The organism is Tistrella sp. (assembly GCF_002684955.1).
Classification (GTDB): domain Bacteria; phylum Pseudomonadota; class Alphaproteobacteria; order Tistrellales; family Tistrellaceae; genus Tistrella; species Tistrella mobilis.
Window position 1 is genome coordinate 162,026 of the sequence record NZ_NYWI01000076.1, and the last position, 20,598, is coordinate 182,623.

Genomic DNA, 20,598 nt, shown 5'->3' on the forward strand with positions numbered 1-20,598 from the left:
TTTCGCGTTGGGGAGAGAGGGCCGGCGCGATGGCCGATCCTCGTCATCAGTCCTCAGGCGGCGTCGGTGCGCCGGCGGCCCGATCCGTCGTCACCGCTGCGGCTGCCCAGTTCCGGATCCTTCAGCACATAGCCTCGGCCCCAGACGGTGTGGATGTAGTTGTCGCCATGGGTGGCACTGGTCAGCTTCTTACGCAGCTTGCAGACGAAGACGTCGATGATCTTCAACTCGGGCTCGTCGATGCCACCATAGAGATGGTTCAGGAACATCTCTTTGGTCAGCGTCGTGCCCTTGCGCAGCGACAGCAGTTCCAGGATGGCGTATTCCTTGGCGGTGAGATGGACCGGCCGCTCGTCGACCGTGACCGACTGCTTGTCCAGATCGACCGTCAGCCGGCCGGTGCGGATCACCGACTGGGCATGGCCGCGCGACCGGCGCACCACCGCCTGGATGCGGGCGACCAGTTCCGCCATGTCGAAGGGCTTGGTGACATAGTCGTCGGCGCCGACGCCCAGGCCCTTGATCTTCTTGTCGGTATCGGTCAGCCCCGACAGGATCAGCACCGGCGTCTGGACCCGGGCGGCGCGCAGCCGGCGCACCACTTCGTAGCCGTCCATGTCGGGCAGCATCAGATCCAGGATCATGAGGTCGTAGTCATAGAGCCGCCCGATCTCGAGGCCCTCTTCGCCGAGATCGGTGGTGTCGCAGACGAACCCTTCCTTTTTCAGGGCGAGTTCGATCGAGCGGGCAGTCGACGGATCGTCTTCGACGAGCAGAATACGCATGGACCAGCAACCTCTTCCGATCGGCGGCAATCCGCCAGTCCCGCACGTGGTCTGGCGACCATGGCGCGCTGGAACGACGCTTCTTATGTCTTTCCACGGTATCACGTCAGGATTGTGATGAAAATCGGACAGACGTGTTTGCGAGCACTTCTCAGGGTGTAGGATCGCTTATCGGGATATCGTCCGCGGATCCGAAATGAAAAGAGGCGGCGGCAGATGGAGAGGCGGCAGATGAAAGGGCCGGGTCGATGCAGGATCTGATCCGCTCTCTGGCGGGCACGATCGAGGCGCTCGACAGCTACGTGGTGCGCGGGCGCATCGTGGCGGTGCGCGGGCTGATGGCCGAGGCCAGCGGCGTGGCTGCGCGCACGGCCCTTGGCGACCATGTCCGCATCCGGCTGCGTGATGGCGGCAGGCTTGCGGCCGAGGTGGTGGGCTTTCGCGACGGCCGTGCCCTGCTGATGCCCTTCGGCCCGCTCGACGGCGTGGCGCTGGGGGCCGAGGTGGAGGCGAGCGGCGGCGAGGCGACCATCCGGCCCTCCGAAGGCTGGCTCGGCCGGGTGATCGACGGCTTCGGCCGGCCGATCGACGGCAAGGGGCCGCTGGTGCCCGGCGCCCGTCCGCGGCCGATGCGGGCGCCGCCGCCGCCCGCCCATGCCCGCACCCGGGTCGGCGCCAAGATCGATCTGGGCGTGCGGGTGCTGAACACCTTCGTCACCTGCTGCCGTGGCCAGCGTCTCGGCATTTTTGCGGCCTCGGGCGTCGGCAAATCGGTGCTGATGGGCATGATCGCCCGCTATACCGCGGCCGATGTCTCGGTGGTGGGGCTGATCGGCGAGCGCGGCCGCGAGGTGCAGGAATTCATCGAAGGGGCGCTCGGCCCCGAAGGTCTGGCGCGCAGCGTGGTGGTGGTGGCAACCTCCGACGAGCCGGCGCTGATGCGCCGCCAGGCCGCCTATACCACGCTCGCGGTGGCCGAGCATTTCCGCGACCAGGGCGCCGATGTGCTGTGCATGATCGACAGCATCACCCGCTTCGCCCAGGCGCAGCGCGAAATCGGCCTGGCGGCGGGCGAACCGCCGGCGAGCAAGGGCTTCACGCCATCGGTCTTCGCCGAACTGCCCCGCCTGCTGGAACGGGCGGGGCCCGGCACCGGCCAGGGCTCGATCACCGGCCTGTTCACGGTGCTGGTCGAAGGCGATAACCATGACGAGCCGGTGGCCGACGCCACCCGCGGCATTCTCGACGGTCATATCGTGCTGGAGCGGTCGATCGGCGAACGGGGCCGCTATCCGGCGGTGAATGTGCTGCGCAGCGTGTCGCGCACCATGCCCGACTGCAACACGCCCGAACAGAACGCCGTCGTGATCCGCGCCCGTCGCCTGCTGTCGACCTATGAGGACATGGCCGAGATGATCCGCCTCGGCGCCTATCGCGCCGGTTCTGACCCCGCGGTCGACGAGGCGATCCGCTATCACGAGGGGCTGGAGCGGTTCCTCTCGCAGGGCAAGGCCGAACGCGCGACGCTGGCAGAAGGCTATGACCAGCTGGCCCAGCTGCTCGGCATGCCGAAGCCCGGAGGCTGATCCCCGATGGCGAACCCGGTCAAGGCCCTCGACGGGCTGATCCGCCTGGCCCGCAACGGCGTCGATGCCGCCCGGCGCAACGTCACCGCGGTCGAAGACCAGATCACCGCGATCGAGGCCGATGACGCCAGGCTGGTCGCTGAGGTCGCGGCCGAAAAGGCGGCGGCAGGCAACGACCCGGCGATGATCGCCGGCTGGGTCGCCTATGCCGGCCGGGTCGACCGGAAGCGGGCAGAGATCGCCCGGCATCTGACCCTTCTGCGCAAGGCCCGCGAACGCGCGCTCGAAGACCTGGCCGAGGCCTTCCGCACGGTGAAGCGCTATGAAATCGCCCGCGACAACCGCCTGGCCCGCGCCGCCCACGAGGCAGATCTGCGCGAAACCGACCGCATGGACGAAATCGGCATGGCCGGCTTCCGGCGCAAGGCGGCGGAGGAGGGGGAGTAAATCGCGGCCCGGCTGTCTCAGGCTTGCCAGGGATCTGTGACGGCCAAACCGCCGGCAATGAACGGGGCCGTATCGCGCGTGGCCACCGTAAGCCCGTGCGTCGCGGCAATGGCGGCGATGAAGCCGTCAGGGATGGGGAATCCACGCCCCGCTGCCCGGGCGGCTGCGGCACAGCGGGCGTAGGCGGCGGCGGACTGGGCATCGAAGTCGAGGACGCGCCCCCGGAAAAGCGTCAGGAGACCGTCGAAGGTGCGCGAGAGCGCATCTTTACGTCGTCCGGCCGGCAATATTGCCAGTCCGAACAAGAGCTCGGCTATGGTAACACTGGACAGATAAAGTGTGCCGGACGGTTGGCTATTCAGCCACGCCTTCACCCTGGGGTGAGGTTCTTGTTTCATCGCCTCCGAGACGACGTTTGTGTCCAGAAGGATCATTCAAATGAAACCGGTGTCGCGGGTGCTTTGTTCCGGCCATTCTGAATGGTTTCGATATCCTGATCACTCAGGCCGATCTCCCGCCCGAGCGCCGCAAGAGCGTCTCCCATACGCAGTGGCGGTGTGTGCTTGACGGCCCTGGCCAGAATGTCACGAGCTTCGGCCTCCGCTGTGCGGCCATGTCTGGACGCCTGGGCCTGCAAAGCACTGTGCACCTCGTCGGGCAGATCATTGACGGTCAGGGTTGCCATCGCGGGGTCATCGCATCTCGTTGTGGTCGAAGAGAAAGATGGCCCCGTTGTGATCCGCCTGCAAGTCCCGCCACTTTCCACCCGGAAACACTTGAACCCCACCCCGCATCTGCCTACGCTTGCCGGCGTGGCGGACAACAGATCCGTCGCACACGACATCGTCGTCCAGCGTAAGGAAGATGGGCATGAAAATCCGTCCCTCGCACGACTGCGTCGTCAGCCGCATCGCGTCCGGCAAGGCCACGCCCGGCGGCACCGTCATTCACAGCACAGCCTGACCACCATCCTGCGGGATCGGGTCTTGCATGGCCCGATTGCGCCAGGGCCGGCACGTGATGCCGCCGGGTCTGCACCGGCCGTGCCACGGTGTCGGCGGGGGCCGGGGGTCCGGTCTGCCTGATCCATGCGGGGGTGCGCCCCGTTCAGGCTGCCCGATCTTCGGCAGAGAGAGACCGGCATATCCGCGTGGAGGGAGGCGGATATGCCCGGGGCGGCGCCTTGCGCCCCCGTTCCGGCGAAGAGAATGATGAAGACGATGCTCCTTCGCGCCGCGGTGATCGCGGCGCTGCTGATGCCCGCCGCCATCGCACCCATGGCGGCTTCGGCCGAGACCAGCTCAGGGCCCGACGGGTTCTGGATGACCACCCCCTATCCCGATCTGGCGGTGAAGCCGGGCGAGACCGCCTCGATCCCGCTGACCCTGCGCAATCAGGGCCTGCCGCCGCAACGCGCGACACTCGACGTCTCAGGCCTGCCCGAGGGCTGGACCTCCACCCTGAAAGGCGGCGGCCGCGAGATCGGCGCGGTGATGGTCGGCCCCGACGACCGCGAGCGGATCACGCTGGAGGTGACCCCGCCCAAGACCGGCGCCAGGGCGCCGGTGCCGCTTGCGGTCAATGCCCGCCATGGCGGCGAGACCACCACCCTGCCGCTGACCATCCGGCTGTCGGATGCGGCGGGTGGCGGGCTGAAACTCGCCCCTGAACTGCCGGCGCTCCGCGGAACCGCGCGCACCACCTTCAGCTTCCGGATCAAGGTGACCAATCAGAGCGGCGAGGGGGGCCTGTTCAACCTGTCGGCCCGGGCGCCCGACGGTTTCCAGACCCGGTTCAAGCGCGGCTACGGCACCGAAGAAATCACCGGCCTGCCGATCGAGCCCGGCGCGTCCGAGACCCTGACGCTGGAGGTGGTGCCGCTGCGCACTGCCCCGGCCGGCCGCTATCCGGTCAAGGTCGCGGTGACCGGCGGCGAGGTCAGCGCCGCCACCGATCTCGGCATCGAGATCACCGGCCAGCCCGACCTCGCCATTTCGGGCCCGCAGGAACGGCTGTCGGGCGATGTGGTCGCGGGCGAGCAGACGGAATTCCCCTTCACCGTCACCAATACCGGCTCGGCTCCGGCCGAGGGGCTGGAGATGTCGGCGACCCCGCCCTCGGGCTGGAAAGTCGAATTCGCGCCGCAGCAGATCCCGAGCCTGGCCCCCGGCGCCGACGCCCAGGTGGCGGTCAGGATCACCCCGTCGGAAAAGGCGGTGGCGGGGGATTACGTGGTCGGCGTGCGCGCCGGCAGCGGCAGTCTTTCGCAATCGGTGCAGTTCCGCACCACCGTCACCACCTCCACGCTCTGGGGGATGATCGGCCTGGGCGTGATCGCCGTGGCGGTGCTGGTGCTGGCCGGTGCCGTGCTGCGCTATGGGCGGAGGTGAGGCGATGACGCCCGAATTTTCATCCCGGCCCGAGGGTGGTGCAATCGCAGCCACCCCGGCCGGGCCGCCGGTGATCGAGGCGCGTGGCCTGGTCAAACGCTATGGCGCGGCGGTCGCGGTCGCCGGTATCGACCTTCAGGTCGGTGCCGGCGAGGTGGTCGGCCTGCTCGGCCCCAACGGGGCCGGCAAGACCACCACCATCCTGATGCTGCTGGGGCTGACCGAGGCCAGCGCCGGCCAGGTCCGGATCCTGGGACACGACCCGCTGCGCGAACCGCTGGCGGTGAAGCGGCGGGTCGGCTATCTGCCCGACCAGGTCGGCTTCTACGAGGCGATGACCGCGCGCGAGAACCTGGCCTATACCGCCCGCCTCGCCGGAATCGACGGGTCAGAGGCCGCCCGTCGGATCCTGGCGGCGCTGGAGCGGGTGCGGCTGGTGGAGGTCGCCGGCCGGCGGGTCTCCACCTTCTCGCGCGGCATGCGCCAGCGCCTGGGGATCGCCGAACTGCTGATGCGCGACTGCCGGGTGGTGATCCTGGACGAGCCGACCTCGGGGCTGGATCCGCAATCGACCCGCGAGCTGCTGGCGCTGATCCGCAGCCTCGCCGCCGATGGCATGACCGTGCTGCTCTCGTCTCACATGCTGGATGTGGTCGAGACGGTGTGCACGCGGGTGGCCCTGTTCAATCGCGGCCGGATCGGCTTCATCGGCACGGTGGAGGCGCTGGCCGCGCGGATCGGCGGCGGGGTCTATGTCATCGAGGTGGAGGCCGATGCCGGCGACCTGCCGGGCCTGCTGTCGGGGCTCGACGGCATCGAAGCCGTGATCCCCACGGCCCATGGCGGCTGGCAGATCGAGGCCCGTGCCGATCTGCGGGCGGCGATCGCCCGGCGGCTGGTCGAGGCCGGCATCGCGCTCCACACGCTGGATCTGAGGCGCGTGCGGCTGGACGAGGCCTATGGCCGGTTCTTCGAGGAGGCGGACAGAGATGCGTGAGGGATCTCCCTTCACCGGGGTCGGCACGATCGCGCTCAAGGAAGCGGCCGACCATATGACCGGGGCGCGGCTGCATCTGATCATGCTGCTCGTGCTGCTCACGGCCGCCGGCGCGCTTTATGGCGCGATCGGCACCATCCGTGCCGGGGCCACCGACGACACGTTTCTGTTCCTGAAACTCTTCACCACCGCCCGCCAGCCGGTGCCGTCCTTTGCCGGGCTGCTCGGCTTCCTGCTGCCGCTGGTGGCGATCGCCCTCGGTTTCGATGCGATCAATGCCGAACACGGCCGACGGACGATGAGCCGCCTGCTCGCCCAGCCGATTTATCGCGATGCGATCCTGTTCGGCAAATTCCTCGGCGGGCTGCTGGTGATCGCGGTGGCGATGGTGACGCTCTGGCTCGGCACCACGGGGCTCGGCATCCTGTTCCTGGGGCTGCCGCCCACGGGGGCCGAGGTGTTGCGCGGCCTGGCCTATCTGGTGGCGACCATCGCCTATGCCGGGGTCTGGCTGGCACTGGCGATGACGCTGTCGACGGTGATCCGCTCCACCGCCACCTCGGCGCTGGCGGCCCTCTCCATCTGGTTGGTGCTGTCGGTGTTCTGGGGCATGATCGCACCGGTGGTCGCCTCGGCGATTTCGCCGGTCGATCCGCTGAACCCGATGTCGCTGATCGATGCCTTCCAGACCCAGCAGGCGGTGGCGCGGCTCTCGCCTCAGACGCTCTATGGCGAGATTACCGCCATCCTGCTCGACCCGGCGGCCCGGTCGGTGGGGCCGCTGTTCATCGACCAGCTGCGGGGCGCGCTGCTCGGCGCCCCGCTGCCGACGATCGAAAGCCTCGCCATCGTCTGGCCGCAGATGTCGGGGTTGATCGCCGCGATGATCCTGCTGTTCACCGCGGCTTATGTGCTGTTCCAGCGCCAGGAGATCAGGGCATAGGTCACCGGATCCGAAGATCAGGATCTGAGGGCAGCCCGGCCGGCCGTGGTGCCGGCCGGGCCGTCTTCCTCGTCACCCGCGGTCATCTGCAGCACGGCGGCGATGGTGCCGACCACGATCAGGCTGACCCAGCCGGTGGAATAGCTGCCGCTCCATTCAAAGCTGAGCCCGCCCAGCCAGGCACCCAGGAACGCGCCGACCTGATGGCTCAGGAACATCACCCCGAACAGCGCGCCGAAATTGGCCGGGCCGAACAGGCCGTTGATCAGCCCGCTGACCGGCGGCACCACGCTCAGCCACAGCACCCCCATCGCGGCCGCGAAGATCAGCGTGGTCTCGACGCTGACCGGCACCACGAAGAACACGGCGATGGCGGCGGTGCGCAGCAGATAGATCAGCGCCAGCACGTTGCGATTGCCCCAGCGCTGGCAGAGATAGCCGGCACCCAGCGTGCCGAAGGCATTGCAGATGCCGATCAGCGCGATCGCCTGGGCACCCACGATCGGCGGCAGGCCGCAGATGCCGATGAAATTCGGCAGATGGGTGGCGATGAAGATCAGCTGAAAGCCGCAGGCGAAGAAGGCGATGGTGGTGATGATGAAGGTGCGGTTGCCCAGCGCCTGGCCGATCGCCGCCCGGGCATTGACCGGCGGCGCGGCCCCCGCGGCGGCGGGTGCGGGGGCGGGGCCGCGCCGGAACAGCAGCGTCACCACCGCCATCAGCGCCGCAAGCAGGGCAAGGCCGATCATGGCGTCCTGCCAGGTCCAGCGATCGATCATGCCCTGGGCGGCCGGTGCGATCACGAAGGTGCCGAGCGATCCGGTGGCGGCCAGGATCGACACCGCCGTTGCCCGCACCGCCGGGCTGGCCAGGCGCGAGACGATGCCGACCAGCACGCCATGCGATGTGCCGGCGACCGCAAGCCCGATCAGCAGCCCGCCGCCCAGATAGAGCCCGACATGGCTGCCGCTCGCCGCCAGATAGAGGCCGAGACCATAGAGTGCCGCGGCGATCAGCACCACCAGCCGGCCGCCGAAGCGGTCGCAGAGCGCGCCCATGAAGGGCTGGCCGATGCCCCAGGCCAGGTTCTGCACCGCCATGGCGAAGCCGAAGGTGGCGACGGTGATGCCGGTGCCGCGCACCATCGGCTCGACGAACAGGCCGAGGCTTTGCCTCAACCCCATGGACAGCGACAGGATGATACCGGCGGCGACCAGCGACAGGATCAGCGCCGGGGTCCAGGATCGTGCAGCGGCGTGTGGCACGGGGGCGTCCTCCTCGTAAGACATCCCCTCACGATAGAGCCGCCCCCCGCCCTGGAAACTCACTAGTCGGTATACATCAGTTCCCGCGCTGCGGTCGGCGCCGCCGCAGGGAGGCAGCAGGCGACCAGCACCGCCGCCGCCCGGCCGCCGGCCAGGGCATAGGCGGTATCGCGATGGATCAGCGTGTGCACGATCGCGCCTTCCAGCAGGATCATGCCCTGGCGGCCGACCAGATCGGGGTCGGCAACGCCGCCCGCCGTCAGCTCTTCCACCAGCCAGGCCTCGAACCTCTTCTTGTGATCGGCGGCCATCACCACGGCCGGATGGCCGGGCTGGCCGGCCATCTCCAGCGCCGCCCGGGTAAAGCCGCAACCCCGCCATCCGGGCCGCTTCGCAGAATTGGCCAGCGCCGTGAACATGGCCAGGATCCGATCGGGCAAGGGCCGGTCATCGGGCCCCAGCCAGCTGCGGTACCGCTCCACCGTCGGCGCATCGCGCGCGGCCAGATAGGCGGCGATCAGCGCATCCTTGCTGTCGAAATGATAGTACAGCGTCCGCTTGGTGACACCGGCCCGCGCGGCGATCGCATCCACGCTGACACTGCGCAGACCCTGTTCATAAAACAGGGCTTCGGCGGCTTCGATGATGGTGGTGCGGGTGGTGTTTTCCATGGGGGCGGGGCTTTCGGGAGGGAGGCGCCTACGACGCTTCGGGGAGCGGCAGCCTGCCGGCCAGATACCGGGCAAGACTGCGAGAGCCGGTGACGGCTGCCTCCAGGTGGCGGCTGCGTTCATCCTGGCCGGCATCCTCGTCATTGGCGATCGACGCGTGCAGACCCACCAGCCAGGCGATGAACATGGCCCCGGCAACTGATTGCGGGGTCAATTTCACGGCTTGAGCTTCGATCGTCAGGCGACGTTCGTCCAGCAAAAGCGGCGAGGGGCCATCCTCTGTCATCCAGAGGGCTGCGACGTGATCGTCGAGCATGGCCCATTCGGCAGCAAGTTCTGCAACCGCGCAGGACATCCGACCTTCTCCCGTGTCGATGCGTGGACGAAACCCCGCAGTCGGCTGCGGTTTCCGCTGCCGGCCGGGCTGCGATACGATAAACTCCACTGGTCCGTATGATGCAGCATGCATCACATAGATGCATAGTGCGCCTGATCATGCCGCTATGCAAGCCCTCCGTTACGCAGGTGATCGATCCCGATGTCTCCGAACAAGCCGATCCGCAAAGTCTTCACGCTGCCGGCGGACGTTGCTGCCGACATCGAACGGGCCGCCGCGCGCTGGGAGGTGAGCGAAGCGGAGGCCATCCGCCGTCTGCTGGTCGAGGGTCTTCGCAGTCTCGGCAAACCGGAGGTTCTGCTTGAACGCTGCCGCGACGCACTGGCCGAAGGCCGGAGCTTCGGCTGGATCCTGGCCAACATCGTCGACGGCCATCCGCGGCTGGTGTCCTACAGCCTCAACGACGGCCGGCTGGTCATCACGCTGACCGGGAACTGCCTGGTGACGTATGACGAGGCGAGTGGGGCGTGGGATGTGAGGCGGGGAGCGTAGAAGGCTGCCGGCCGGATGGCCTTGGCGATCAGCCTTCCTTTGGCCTCTGAGGGGAGGCGTCTCCACCACGCTGCAGGACTGTCCTAAAGCAACGCCAACCGCGCCATCAGGGCGGGGTTGGACCAGTTCGGGCGGCGTTCCTCGAAGGTGACGCGCAGGCCGCCCGAGGTGGCGTCGAGCAGCAGGACCAGCTGGAGGAAGCGGGGCATGACCTCGCTGCCGACATCGGCGATGACGGCGGCGGCGGCCGCTTCGGGGAGCGGCCAGGGGGTGGCGGCGAGGTGGGTCATGTAGGTGTCGAGCGCGTGGCGCGGCAGAACCAGGCGGTCGGGCACATAGCGCAGGCGCCAGAGCACCGTGGCGGGGGGGCCGTCTTCCGAGAAGCGCAGTTTGAGCCGGCCGCGATGTTCGACCAGATAGTCATGGGCGATCGCCGGGTTGTCGGCGGTAACCAGATGCGCGCGCCGTTCCCCCACCGCCTGCCAGCGGCGGTCGAGCGAGCTGATCGGGTGCTCCGGGTCACTGCCCGGCGGGGTGTCGTCGTCGGACATCTCGGCGGATCTCGTGAGGCCTGGCCTCGGATGAGACCGGATGAGCCATCATAGCGCGATCGGGCCGGTCATGCGACCACGCCGCTGCCGTCCGGGCGCGGCGCCGGGCGTGCATGGGCGGGCAGGCGCATCGGTGGCTCGGTTCGTATCGCGAGACCACCTTGCAGGCCCGAGACCGCGAGGACGTCGTCCATCACCCGCGCCAGCGCCGCGGCGGTGCCGGGCGGCAGGGCGCGGGCGGTGCGCATCACCATGTCGACCCGGCCGGGAGCCGCCAGGCCGTCGAGCTGGATGTCGCCCAGCCGGCTGAGCCGGGTTTCGACCACGAAACGGCAGATGCCGTCGCCGCGTCCGCCGCCTTCTCCGGCGCCGTCATCATCCCGGCGGGGTTGGTGGATGTGGATCTGCACCGGGATGACGGTGGCATTGGCCCAGCTCGGGATCTGGACGCTGCGCCACTCACCGCCCAAAGCCGGGCCGGCGGACGTCTGGGCGCCGCGGCCGGCGCCGTCGAACTCGGACAGCACGGCGCGAGCCGTGTCGGCGGCGTCCATCTCGTTCAACTCGTCGGCGAGTTTGTCCGCCGCTGCGGGGCGGTGGCCTGAGAGCACCTGCTTCATCAGCATCATCAGATTGGCGGCGAAATCCCGGCCGGGTGTGGGCAGCACGGGGGCGAGCAGGCGTTCGGCCGCGGCCGGATGCAGGGTGGCGATCAGTCGCGCGGCATCGGCCAGGGACTGCCAGTCGCCCGGTGCCGCGGTTCCGGGAAGCGGAACGGCAGGTGCGCCGCCGGGGGTGGCACCGCTGCGGCCGGCGGGCGGGGCTTCGGGCGCCACCACCACCGCCAGCCGCGTGCCCGGCGGCGGCAACGGCCCGGGCCGGTCGATCGACAGCAGGCCGAGGGCGGGGGAGACCAGCATCCGGCCATTGCCGTCCCGGCCCAGCACCACGCCGGTCACACGGCTCGCCTCGGGCCCGTGTTCGGGGGCCGGGCGGACCGGCGGCGCATCGTCGGCAGGGATGCGGGCGCTGCGGCCGGCCTCGGCCAGGATCAGCGCCCGGGTGCGTTGCGCCAGTTCGCGGGCGCCGGCCAGATCCTCGCCGGCCGCGACCGGATCGGCGGCCATCGTCGATGCAGGATCGGCCGGCATGGGGGCGGTGGGCCCCGCCTGCACGGCTGTGGTCGAGGCGGCGGGCTGCGCCGGGGAGGTCGGCAGGGGGGCCGCTGCCGGCACGGGCGCCGCCGGTGCGGGCGCCGGTGCCCAGAGCGGCCGGGCCACCGGTGCCGCCCCATCCTCTGCCGGCCACCCGCCCGTCGGAACGTTGAGCGGCTGGAACCCGGCCGCCGACGCCTGCGGCTGCGGCGGCGCCGGGCGCGGCAAATCGGGCTGACGGGGCTGGGACGCCGGTGCCTGGGCGGGGGTCTGATATGCGGTCGGCTCCGCATGGGGGACCGTCGCGCCGGTGGTCGGGGCCGTGCCGGGCCAGGCTTGGATTGGCGGTGGCTGGACGGATGGGGCCTGGACGGACGGGGCCGGCGTGGAGGGGGCTCGCGTGGAGGGGAGCTGGGCCGGCGGGCTGGCGGCATGCCGGGTCGGATCGCCGCCATGGGCCGCGGCCTCCGGCGTCGGCAGGACGGGAGGTCCGGCCGGGCCGGGCATGCGCGGGGCGGCTGCGTCGGCCGGCAGGGCTGCGGGGGCGGGGCGCTGGGCCGGCGACGGCTGAACGGCGGGGTCTGCCGGCATGGCCGCTTCAGGCTGCGGCACCGTCGGTTGGGTCACGGCCGAGGTGGCCGTCGCGGCAGGCGCGGCGCCGGCAGGTGGAGCACCGGCGCTGGCAGCCGCGGCAGGTGGCGCCTGGACATGCGACGTTCCAGCGGCGGGTGCCTCCGGTACGGAGGCTGTCGTGAACGGGCTCTGCACGGGCGGTGGTGCCTGCGGCGGGCGGGCGGCGGATGGCGGGGGCTGTGCAGCCTCTGGCGACGGCGCTGCGGACATGGCCGGCGCCGGGGCTCCCCAGGCCGGGGTTTGCGGCGCGGGGGATGCCGGGCGCCAGGCGGTTTCGGGCGTTGCCACGGCCGGCCGGCCCGGCGCCGCGGGCTGCGGCCCTGGTGCGGTTTCCGGCGTGACCTGTGGCCCCTGGGCGAGGCCTGGCGATGGCGGCGCAGCCGCTGGTGTGCCGGTGGGCGCGGATGGCGGAGACGGCAATGTCGGGCCGGCAGCGCGGGGCGCTTCGGGGAGCTGCGCCAGCCAGGCGGTCGCACTGCCCGCGGGGGCTGGCGGCTGCGGCGGCTGCGTCGATGTCCATGGCTGCGGCCCGGCCGCGGGCGCCGGTGCCCGGCCATCGGATGGCAGGGGGGCGGGCATGCGGGGCGGCAGCGGGCCTGCCGCGGGATGATCGGCCTGCCAGCCCGTCGCGGGCGCGGGCTGTTGCCAGGCGCCGGCCTGCATCGGGCTGGGATCGGGTGCTGCCAGATGCGGTGGCGGCGCGGCTGCGGGTGCCGCTGCACCGGGCAGGGCCGGCGCCGGTGCGGGGATGGCAGGCGTGGCCGGACCCGATTGAGGGGCCGGCATCGACGTGGCGCCGGTCGTGGTGCCGGTCGGGCCGGCCGGCGGCCAGGATACAGGCGCCGGCGTGCTGCCGGTTGCAGGCCATGGCGAGCCTGTCGGCGCCGGGGGGGCGGGCGCGGGGCTGCCTGGTGATGCTGCGGTCGGCAGGGGCTGCGATGGTGCCGGCTGAGCCGGCATCGATTGGAGCTGTGTCGATTGGGATGGTGTCGATAGGAAGGGGGCCGGTTGGGATGGCGCAGCCTGGGGTGAGGCAGGCCGGGGTGAGGCAGGCTGGGGTGAGGCAGGCTGGCCCGATGGTCCCGGCGCCGGCGCAGCCTGGCCGGGGAGGGGCGCCGTTGCCGCCGCCGTCCGTCCGGGCGTGGGGGCCGGCAGTTCCACCGACAGCAGGGTGAGACCGGTGCCGGCCGGTGCGCGGGCGGCCCATTCCACCAGCCGGGCGACCGGGTCGATGCCGGTCGGCTGGGGCCGGGGCGCCGTGGCGGTGGTTCCGCCCAGGGTCGTCGCGGCCGAGGATGTTGCGGCCCGGGATGTCGCGGCCGGGTCGGGCAGCGGCGGCGACAGGCGGAGCGCCAGCAGGGCGCGGTCGCGCTGCGGTGTTGCGGCTGTCTCGGGGATGTCGGGATCGGGGGTGGGCAGGCCCATCGTCTCGACCAATGCGCGGCCGGCGGCATCGAGCAGGGTAACCGGCACCCGGCCGCGATGATCGGGCAGGCGGCCGACCGAGGCATGGTCCACCCGTGCCAGAATCCCGTCATCGGCGAGCAGGCCGGCGGCGAAAGAGGGCGCCGGGGCGGCAGGCGGCGCGGCCCGTGCCGAGGGGGCGGAGGTGGCTGCCGTGGCGGAGGCAGGGGCAGAGGCGGGCGCCGTGCCGTCGCGCGGCGCCGCGGTCAGGGCCAGCTGGCCGAGCGGGGTGCGGACCAGCGGCCGGCCGGCCTCGTCGCGGCCGCGCAGCACCACCGGCAGGGCGATCCGGCCGGCGGTGTCTTCGGGCGGTGTGGGCTGGCGGACCTCGGACCCGCCGGTCGTGGCCGCCATGCGGGCCGTGCCGTCGGGGCCGGTCAGGCGGGGATCGCCGGGGCGGCCGGTCTCGGATCCCTGGAGGCCGGTTGTGCCCTGCTGACGGACGGGCCGGCCATCGGCGGTGATGGCGGCCCGGCCGTCGGGGCTGCGCGGATCGGGGGGCGGTGCGTCCCCGGGGCGGCGGGGAAGCTGGCCGGGCGGCTGGTCGCCGGTGCCGGGGTTGCGGCCGCCGGTTGCGTCGCGCTGCACGGCGCCGTCCTGCCGGCCCCCCGTCCGGCCGGGATCGCCCGCCGGGGTCTGGGAAGGCTGGCCTTGATCCGGCGCGCGTCGCTGGCCCGCGCCGTCACGCCCCGTCGCCCCCTCTCGTCCACCGGCCGGGCGGCCGTCGACGGAGGTGCGGATCAGGGCGGCAGGGATGGCAGGCGGGATGATCTCGACCATGGCGTCCCGGGCGGATGCGCGGATGACCCGGCAGATTTTGCCGGGTCAGGGCAAGTCTTGCCGGGTGCCACGCAAGTTTCGTGCAGAAAACGCCCTGTCGGCCTTGTATTCCGTCAGAGGGTCAGTTCACCGGCGATCTTGTCGACGTCCATGGCCGCCGGGGCGTTGGGATGGCGGATGGTCAGCGGCGTCTGGCGGCGGATGGCCTCGCGCACCAGCTTGTCGCGGCGCACGATGCCGGCAAGCCTGGGCGCGACGCCCAGGAAGTTCTGGGCGGCGTTGCGCAGGGTTTCATAGGTGCGGAAGCCGCCGGCCTGGCTGTCGGCCATGTTGACCACGATCCGCTGGTCGGCCTCGGGGTTGTCGCGCAGCATCGCCTTCACGAAGGCATAGGCATCGGTGATCGAGGTCGGCTCGTCGGTGGTCACCACCAGGGCGGTGCCGGCGGTGGCGGCCAGCGCGCGCACGGACTGGTCGAGCCCGGCGGCCAGATCGATCAGCACGGTATCATACTGGCGTGCGGCCTGAACGATGCCGAGGCGCAGCATGGCGACCCGTTCCGCCGGCAGCCGGCCCAGCGAGCCGGACCCCGAGCGGCCGGGCAGAATGTCGAAGCCGCCGGCCTCGTAGCTGCTGATCGCCTCGGCAAAGCCGATCCGGCCGGTGACGACACCCGCCAGATCGGTGGGCGGCGTCAGCCCCAGCTGGACGTCGACATTGGCGAGGCCCAGATCGCCGTCGAACAGCAGCACCCGCCGCCCGCGGCGGGCGAGCGCGCCGGCGAGCGTGATCGAGAACCACGTCTTGCCGACGCCCCCCTTGCCGGAGGCGATGGCGACGACGTTGCGGGCGCGCAGCTTCGCGGCGGGATGTATGTGAACCGAACGGTCGACGTTCATGGGCGGATCTCGGCGTCTCGGTCGAGCTTGGCGGGGCGGAGGTTCAGCGGATCTCTAAGCAAGAGTTGCGCCAACCCGGTCGCGCTCAACGGGTTCAGTCCTTCGGAAACATGAGCGGTCACGCTGGCCTCCGACAGCCGGACGCGTGCCGCGGCGGCGGCGCAGATCACTGCGCCCAATCGCCTGGCACCGTCGAGCCGGGTGCAGATCGCCCGTCTGGGATGCAGCACCGAGAAGGCGGCCCCCTGGTCGGCGGCCTCGAACGGGTCGATCCCGGCCGGCAGCACCAGCACGGGTTCCAGTTCGGCCGCATCGATCAGGGTGGCGAGTTCCTCGGTCTCTTCGGTGAAGAAGGGGTTCACGCCGGCGGTGTCCACCAGCAGGGTCATCGGTTCTCCCGCCGCGTCGGCCCGGGCACGGGCGGCGACGCGGGCCAGTTCCCGCGACGAGCCGGCGACCAGCAGATCGATGCCGAGCAGGCCGGTATAGGCGGCGAGCTGTTCCACCCCGCCGGCGCGGATGGTATCGGCCGTCACCACCGTCAGCCGCCGGCCCTGGGTGAGGGCACGGGCGGCGAGCTTGGCGACGGTCACGGTCTTGCCGGCACCGGCAAGCCCGATCAGCGCCAGCGCCTGTGGCCGGCCGGCCGTGCGGCCCAGCGGGTCGAAACCCACCACCCGGTCCAGCGCCTGGGCCAGCGCCCTGTCCGGTGCCTCGCCCGCGCGCAGCCGTTCGCGGACCATGGCCAGCAGCCGCCGGCCGGCCTGGCCGCCGATGCCATGGAAGGCGAGCGCCCGTTCGATCTGGGCGAGTTCGGGCGAGACCGCCTTGGAGACGGTCTCCGGATCCTCCTCTGCCGCAGCGGCTTCCCGGCGGGCGGTCGCGGCGGCGGCCGGCGTGATCGATGCGGTTTCCTCGCGCTCGAACTCCAGCTCGATCTCGTCGTCGACATCATCGGCGCGGCTGCGAAGCACGGGCCGCGCCGGGGGCGAGGCGGGCGGCAGATCGGGGGGCGGTGCCACCGGCGGCACGGCGCGCGGGCCGCTGCGCAAGGGCATTTCGGCCGCCCCCGGGCGCCTGCGGCCGGCAGCGGCCCGGCGTTCGGCCAGCACCGCTTCCGCGGCCGGCACGGCGGCAGGCAGGCTGGCGGGCGTGGCGACCGAGGATCGCGCGGCCCCATCCACCGCTGCGGTCACCACCACGCCGCGGCCGTCTTCGGCCGGCACGGTGGCGACGATGATCGCGTCCTCGCCCAGCACCTTGCGCACCTCGGCAAGCGCCTGGGCCATGTTGCGGGCCTGGAAGGTCTTCAGCCGCATGGGCAGACCTCCCGGGGCCGGTCGATGGCTGTCCGGCGGTCACCGGCCCGAAGGCGTCGGAGCTGAGACGTCGACAGCAAACTCATCAGATCTGGGCCACCGTTCGGATGCGGGCGCGGGAATCGATCTCGTTCTGGGACATGACCACGGTCATGGGCCGGAAGCGCTCGATGATTGAACGGACATAGGGTCTGATCATGGGGCTGGTCAACAGCACCGGTGTCTCACCCAGCATCGCCTGACGTTCGAAGCTCTGCCGGACACGCGAAATGAACTCCTGAAGCTTGGTCGGCGCCATGGCCAGCTGTTTCTCGTCGCCCTGGCCGACCAGGCTTTCGGCGAAGGCGTGCTCCCAGTCGGGCGAGAGCGTCACGATCGGCACATAGCCCTGTTCCGAGATGACCGACGCGCAGATCTGGCGGGCCAGGCGGGCGCGGACATGTTCCGTGATCAGCATGGCCGACTGGGTATAGCTGCAGGCTTCCGACACGCCTTCCAGAATGGTCGGCAGGTCGCGGATCGAGATGCGTTCGCGCAGCAGGTTCTGCAGCACCCGTTGCAGCCCGCCCACCGTGATCTGGCTGGGCACGATTTCGGCCACCGTCTTCTGGTGATCGGGGCCCAGATCGTCGAGCAGCTTCTGGGTCTCCAGGCGCGACAGCAGTTCGGGCATGTACTCTTTCACCATCTCGGTCAGATGGGTGGTGAGCACGGTTGCCGGATCGACCACGGTCAGGCCGCGGAAATGCGCCTCCTCGCGCCGGGTCTCGTCGACCCATTTCGCGGGCAGGCCGAAAGTGGGCTCGGTGGTCTCTTCGCCGGGCAGAGAGATCGGCTCGCCGCGCGGATCCATCACCAGAAGCATGGCGGGCCGCAGCTCGCCGCGCCCGGCCTCGATCTCCTTCACCCGAAGGACATAGGTGTTGGCAGGCAGCTGCATGTTGTCCTGGATGCGCACCGCCGGCATCACGAAGCCCAGATCACCGGCGATCTGGCGGCGCAGCGCCTTGATCTGTTCGGTCAGCCGGTGCCCGCGCTCTTCCGAGATCAGCGGCAGCAGGCCGTAGCCCAGCTCGATGCGCACCAGGTCGATGTGCAGCGCCGAGGAAATCGGCTCGTCCATCGGCACCGCCGGCGGCGGCAGTTCTGCCTCGGCGGCTTCAACCGCCAGGCGCTGGCCGCGCTTCATCAGCCGCCAGGTCATGAAACCCAGCACGATCGCGAAGCCCCAGAAGGGCACGGTCGGGATGCCGGGCAGCAGCCCCATGAACAGCAGCAGGCCGGCGGCGACGCCCAGCGCCTTCGGATAGCGGCCCAGCTGGCCGATGATCGCCTGGTCGGCGGTGCCGATGATGCCGGATTTGGTGACCAGCAGGCCGGCGCCGGTGGAAATCAGCAGGGCAGGGATCTGCGAAACCAGACCGTCGCCGACGGTCAGCAGGGTGTAGCTGCGCAGCGCTTCGTCGAAGCTGATGCCCTGCTGCACCGTGCCGATGATGATGCCGCCGACCACGTTGATCACGGTGATCAGCAGGCCGGCGATGGCGTCACCGCGCACGAACTTCGCGGCACCGTCCATGGCACCGAAGAAGGTGCTTTCGTCTTCCAGTTCCTTGCGCCGGGTGCGGGCGGTCGCCTCGTCGATCAGCCCGGCGGAGAGGTCGGCGTCGATGGCCATCTGCTTGCCGGGCATGGCGTCCAGGCTGAAGCGGGCCGACACTTCGGCGATGCGGCCCGAGCCCTTGGTGATGACCACGAAATTGATCAGCACCAGGATGATGAAGACCACCACGCCGATCAGGAAGTTGCCGCCCATCACGAACTGGCCGAAGGCCTCGATCACCTGGCCGGCCGCCGCCGTGCCTTCATGGCCATGGCTCAGGATCAGGCGGGTCGAGGCGATGTTCAACGCCAGGCGGAACATCGTCGAGACCAGAAGGATTGTCGGGAACGAACTGAAATCCAGGGGTTTCTGGATGAACAACGTGATCAGCAGGATCACCACCGACAGGCTGATCGACATCGACAGCAGCAGGTCGAGCGTCCAGGTCGGCACCGGAAAGATCATGACGATCAGGATGCCGAGCATGCCCAGCGCGACGACCAGATCGGCGCTGCCGAGCATGGCGCCCAGCCGGCCGAGCAGACCGCCGCCACCGCCGCCCGGGCCGCCGCCCTGCGGCATGCCGCCGGGGCCGCGTCCGGTTACGGGTGTCGGAAGACCGCCTCGTTCAGCCATCGGTAGCAGTCCTGGTCATGCGTCCATCCCCCGCCACGGTGTGATCGGCCTTGATCAGCGATCATAGGCGCCGGAGCGTTCGAAGTCGCCGCCTGCCGGCGGCGGCACCGCCACGCCTTCCTCGGCATAGAGCTTCAGCTTGTTGCGCAGCGTACGGATCGAGATGCCGAGGATCGTGGCGGCATGGGTGCGGTTGCCCAGGCAGTGCTGGATGGTGTTGATGATCAGGTCGCGTTCCACCTCGGCCACGGTCCGGCCGACCAGGGCACGGGTGGCGTCCTCGTCGTCGGCGGTGACCGGTGCGGCCGGGGCCGCCGGGGCGAAGCCCGCCGGCTGGCCATAGGCCACCGGCGGCACGCCATAGGGGTTGGCATAGGGGTTGTGCGAGGGCACGCTCGCCTGCGGCATGGCAGGGACGCGCTGAGGCTGGAATTCCTGACGACGGGCGGCTGCCGTCGCCAGGCTGGTGCCGTCGGCCAGCATGATCGCCTCGGCCCCGATCTCGGTGCCGCGCGCCAGCAGCACCGCCCGGTGCATGGTGTTTTCAAGCTCGCGGACATTGCCCGGCCAGTCATAGGTCAGCAGCAGGCTGCGCGCATCGGGCGACAGCGGCCGGTCGGGCAGGGCGTTGGCGGCCGCATAGCGCTGCACGAAATGATCGGCCAGCGCCGCCACATCCGATGGCCGCTCGCGCAGTGACGGCAGGCGCAGATTGACCACGTTCAGGCGGAAATAGAGGTCTTCGCGGAAATTGCCGCGGCGGACCTCGTCTTCCAGATTGCGGTTGGAGGTGGCGATCAGGCGGATGTCGACCTTGACCGGCCGGGTGCCACCCACCCGGTCGACCTCGCGCTCCTGGATCACACGCAGCAGCTTGGCCTGCAGGCGCGGGTCCATCTCGCTGATCTCGTCCAGCAGCAGCGTGCCGCCATCGGCCTCTTCGAACTTGCCGACCCGGCGGGCCACGGCGCCGGTAAAGGCGCCCTTCTCGTGGCCGAACAGCTCGCTTTCCAGCAGGTTTTCGGGAATCGCGGCGCAGTTGACCGACACGAAGCGCTGATCGGAACGGCGGCTCTTGCGGTGCAGGAAGCGGGCCATGACCTCCTTACCCGTGCCGCTTTCACCGGTGATCAGCACGGTTGCATCGGCGGGGGCGATCTGTTCGGCCAGCGACACCACCCGTTCCATGGCCGGGTCGCGGAAGATCAGCGCATGATCTTCGGATGCCACCGCCTCCAGCACCGCCGCGATCAGCTCCGGATCCGGCGGCAGCGGGATATATTCGCGGGCCCCCGCCTTGATGGCGCGCACGGCCGCCTGGGCATCCGCCCCCACCCCGCAGGCGACGACCGAGACATGAATGCGTTCCTGTTCAAGGCTGCGGACCAGGCGACCGATGTCGAGACCGACGTCGACCATCACCAGCTCTGCCCCATGGCCGGCGCGCAGATGGTCCAATGCCGCTTCCACGTCGGGAACCTGCGACACCTTGGCGCCGCGCGACACGGCAATGCGCGTCGCCGCGCCGATCTGGCCGCCCAGGGAACCGATGATCAGAAGTCGCATCTCGGGGTTACTCCTGCCGC

18 protein-coding genes are annotated in these 20,598 nt (G+C 70.5%); 6 read left to right on the plus strand and 12 right to left on the minus strand.

Features of this window, described 5'->3' with window-relative positions; genetic code table 11:
* Positions 1-53: 53 nt before the first annotated feature.
* Entirely contained in the window at positions 54-785 is a 732-nt protein-coding gene (gene ctrA, locus CMO28_RS26135) for a response regulator transcription factor CtrA (RefSeq protein WP_014744746.1), read from the minus strand.
* 248 nt (positions 786-1,033) lie between these two features.
* Here ctrA and fliI point away from each other — a divergent pair, with 248 nt between their 5' ends.
* Positions 1,034-2,371, plus strand: a complete 1,338-nt coding sequence (gene fliI / locus CMO28_RS26140) for a flagellar protein export ATPase FliI (RefSeq protein WP_062763891.1) — start codon at positions 1,034-1,036, stop codon at positions 2,369-2,371.
* A 6-nt stretch (positions 2,372-2,377) separates the two neighbouring features.
* The gene (locus tag CMO28_RS26145; protein ID WP_296719325.1) at positions 2,378-2,818 is read left to right on the plus strand and encodes a flagellar FliJ family protein; all 441 of its coding nucleotides are present in this window, start codon (positions 2,378-2,380) and stop codon (positions 2,816-2,818) included.
* Between the two features lie 17 nt (positions 2,819-2,835).
* Here CMO28_RS26145 and CMO28_RS26150 read toward each other — a convergent pair whose 3' ends face one another.
* Together CMO28_RS26150 and CMO28_RS26155 are read right to left on the minus strand one after the other, a co-directional pair.
* The gene (locus tag CMO28_RS26150) at positions 2,836-3,252 is read right to left on the minus strand and encodes a type II toxin-antitoxin system VapC family toxin (RefSeq protein ID WP_296719327.1); all 417 of its coding nucleotides are present in this window, start codon (positions 3,250-3,252) and stop codon (positions 2,836-2,838) included.
* The gene (locus CMO28_RS26155) at positions 3,249-3,503 is read right to left on the minus strand and encodes a FitA-like ribbon-helix-helix domain-containing protein (RefSeq protein ID WP_296719329.1); all 255 of its coding nucleotides are present in this window, start codon (positions 3,501-3,503) and stop codon (positions 3,249-3,251) included. Before CMO28_RS26155 ends, CMO28_RS26150 begins: the two co-directional genes overlap by 4 nt.
* A 535-nt stretch (positions 3,504-4,038) precedes the next feature.
* On the opposite strand from CMO28_RS26155, the gene CMO28_RS26160 reads away from it, so the two are divergent.
* From CMO28_RS26160 to CMO28_RS26170, 3 genes are read left to right on the plus strand one after another with little or no spacing between them, the layout of a single operon-like run.
* A complete protein-coding gene (locus tag CMO28_RS26160; protein WP_296719331.1) occupies positions 4,039-5,208 on the plus strand; it encodes an NEW3 domain-containing protein in 1,170 nt (389 codons plus the stop codon).
* 4 nt (positions 5,209-5,212) lie between these two features.
* Positions 5,213-6,205 carry an ABC transporter ATP-binding protein gene (locus tag CMO28_RS26165; RefSeq protein ID WP_082828503.1) on the plus strand — a complete coding sequence of 331 codons (993 nt, stop codon included), beginning with the start codon at positions 5,213-5,215 and terminating at the stop codon, positions 6,203-6,205.
* On the plus strand, positions 6,198-7,148 hold the full coding sequence (locus CMO28_RS26170; RefSeq protein WP_014744751.1) for an ABC transporter permease: 951 nt from the start codon (positions 6,198-6,200) through the stop codon (positions 7,146-7,148). Before CMO28_RS26165 ends, CMO28_RS26170 begins: the two co-directional genes overlap by 8 nt.
* Before the next feature lie 17 nt (positions 7,149-7,165).
* On the opposite strand, the gene CMO28_RS26175 is transcribed toward CMO28_RS26170, so the two are convergent.
* The 3 genes from CMO28_RS26175 to CMO28_RS26185 form a co-directional block, all read right to left on the minus strand.
* Positions 7,166-8,413 carry an MFS transporter gene (locus CMO28_RS26175; protein ID WP_296719338.1) on the minus strand — a complete coding sequence of 416 codons (1,248 nt, stop codon included), beginning with the start codon at positions 8,411-8,413 and terminating at the stop codon, positions 7,166-7,168.
* Between the two features lie 62 nt (positions 8,414-8,475).
* On the minus strand, positions 8,476-9,084 hold the full coding sequence (locus tag CMO28_RS26180) for a TetR/AcrR family transcriptional regulator (RefSeq protein ID WP_296719340.1): 609 nt from the start codon (positions 9,082-9,084) through the stop codon (positions 8,476-8,478).
* Between the two features lie 28 nt (positions 9,085-9,112).
* Positions 9,113-9,400 carry a hypothetical protein gene (locus tag CMO28_RS26185; protein ID WP_296719343.1) on the minus strand — a complete coding sequence of 96 codons (288 nt, stop codon included), beginning with the start codon at positions 9,398-9,400 and terminating at the stop codon, positions 9,113-9,115.
* Between the two features lie 222 nt (positions 9,401-9,622).
* Here CMO28_RS26185 and CMO28_RS26190 point away from each other — a divergent pair, with 222 nt between their 5' ends.
* Entirely contained in the window at positions 9,623-9,973 is a 351-nt protein-coding gene (locus tag CMO28_RS26190; protein WP_062763881.1) for a hypothetical protein, read from the plus strand.
* 83 nt (positions 9,974-10,056) lie between these two features.
* Here the strand turns inward: CMO28_RS26190 and CMO28_RS26195 are convergent, their stop codons facing one another.
* The 6 genes from CMO28_RS26195 to CMO28_RS26220 form a co-directional block, all read right to left on the minus strand.
* On the minus strand, positions 10,057-10,524 hold the full coding sequence (locus CMO28_RS26195; RefSeq protein WP_296719346.1) for a hypothetical protein: 468 nt from the start codon (positions 10,522-10,524) through the stop codon (positions 10,057-10,059).
* Between the two features lie 68 nt (positions 10,525-10,592).
* Positions 10,593-14,555: a hypothetical protein gene (locus CMO28_RS26200; RefSeq protein WP_296719349.1), complete on the minus strand. Its 3,963-nt coding sequence runs from the start codon at positions 14,553-14,555 to the stop codon at positions 10,593-10,595.
* 113 nt (positions 14,556-14,668) lie between these two features.
* Positions 14,669-15,454 carry a MinD/ParA family protein gene (locus CMO28_RS26205; RefSeq protein ID WP_014744756.1) on the minus strand — a complete coding sequence of 262 codons (786 nt, stop codon included), beginning with the start codon at positions 15,452-15,454 and terminating at the stop codon, positions 14,669-14,671.
* Positions 15,451-16,773: a hypothetical protein gene (locus CMO28_RS26210; RefSeq protein ID WP_296719352.1), complete on the minus strand. Its 1,323-nt coding sequence runs from the start codon at positions 16,771-16,773 to the stop codon at positions 15,451-15,453. Before CMO28_RS26210 ends, CMO28_RS26205 begins: the two co-directional genes overlap by 4 nt.
* Positions 16,774-16,858: 85 nt before the next feature.
* On the minus strand, positions 16,859-19,012 hold the full coding sequence (gene flhA / locus CMO28_RS26215) for a flagellar biosynthesis protein FlhA (RefSeq protein ID WP_323755127.1): 2,154 nt from the start codon (positions 19,010-19,012) through the stop codon (positions 16,859-16,861).
* Positions 19,013-19,066: 54 nt separating this feature from the next.
* On the minus strand, positions 19,067-20,578 hold the full coding sequence (locus tag CMO28_RS26220) for a sigma-54-dependent transcriptional regulator (protein WP_296719355.1): 1,512 nt from the start codon (positions 20,576-20,578) through the stop codon (positions 19,067-19,069).
* Between the last annotated feature and the right edge of the window lie 20 nt (positions 20,579-20,598).

Coding starts and splice junctions, on each gene's coding strand:
- ctrA (WP_014744746.1), bottom strand. CDS start 785: ATGCGTATTCTGCTCGTCGAAGACGATCCGTCGACTGCCCGCTCGATC.
- fliI (WP_062763891.1), top strand. CDS start 1,034: ATGCAGGATCTGATCCGCTCTCTGGCGGGCACGATCGAGGCGCTCGAC.
- CMO28_RS26145 (WP_296719325.1), top strand. CDS start 2,378: ATGGCGAACCCGGTCAAGGCCCTCGACGGGCTGATCCGCCTGGCCCGC.
- CMO28_RS26150 (WP_296719327.1), bottom strand. CDS start 3,252: ATGATCCTTCTGGACACAAACGTCGTCTCGGAGGCGATGAAACAAGAA.
- CMO28_RS26155 (WP_296719329.1), bottom strand. CDS start 3,503: ATGGCAACCCTGACCGTCAATGATCTGCCCGACGAGGTGCACAGTGCT.
- CMO28_RS26160 (WP_296719331.1), top strand. CDS start 4,039: ATGCTCCTTCGCGCCGCGGTGATCGCGGCGCTGCTGATGCCCGCCGCC.
- CMO28_RS26165 (WP_082828503.1), top strand. CDS start 5,213: ATGACGCCCGAATTTTCATCCCGGCCCGAGGGTGGTGCAATCGCAGCC.
- CMO28_RS26170 (WP_014744751.1), top strand. CDS start 6,198: ATGCGTGAGGGATCTCCCTTCACCGGGGTCGGCACGATCGCGCTCAAG.
- CMO28_RS26180 (WP_296719340.1), bottom strand. CDS start 9,084: ATGGAAAACACCACCCGCACCACCATCATCGAAGCCGCCGAAGCCCTG.
- CMO28_RS26185 (WP_296719343.1), bottom strand. CDS start 9,400: ATGCTCGACGATCACGTCGCAGCCCTCTGGATGACAGAGGATGGCCCC.
- CMO28_RS26190 (WP_062763881.1), top strand. CDS start 9,623: ATGTCTCCGAACAAGCCGATCCGCAAAGTCTTCACGCTGCCGGCGGAC.
- CMO28_RS26195 (WP_296719346.1), bottom strand. CDS start 10,524: ATGTCCGACGACGACACCCCGCCGGGCAGTGACCCGGAGCACCCGATC.
- CMO28_RS26200 (WP_296719349.1), bottom strand. CDS start 14,555: ATGGTCGAGATCATCCCGCCTGCCATCCCTGCCGCCCTGATCCGCACC.
- CMO28_RS26205 (WP_014744756.1), bottom strand. CDS start 15,454: ATGAACGTCGACCGTTCGGTTCACATACATCCCGCCGCGAAGCTGCGC.
- CMO28_RS26210 (WP_296719352.1), bottom strand. CDS start 16,773: ATGCGGCTGAAGACCTTCCAGGCCCGCAACATGGCCCAGGCGCTTGCC.
- flhA (WP_323755127.1), bottom strand. CDS start 19,012: ATGGCTGAACGAGGCGGTCTTCCGACACCCGTAACCGGACGCGGCCCC.
- CMO28_RS26220 (WP_296719355.1), bottom strand. CDS start 20,578: ATGCGACTTCTGATCATCGGTTCCCTGGGCGGCCAGATCGGCGCGGCG.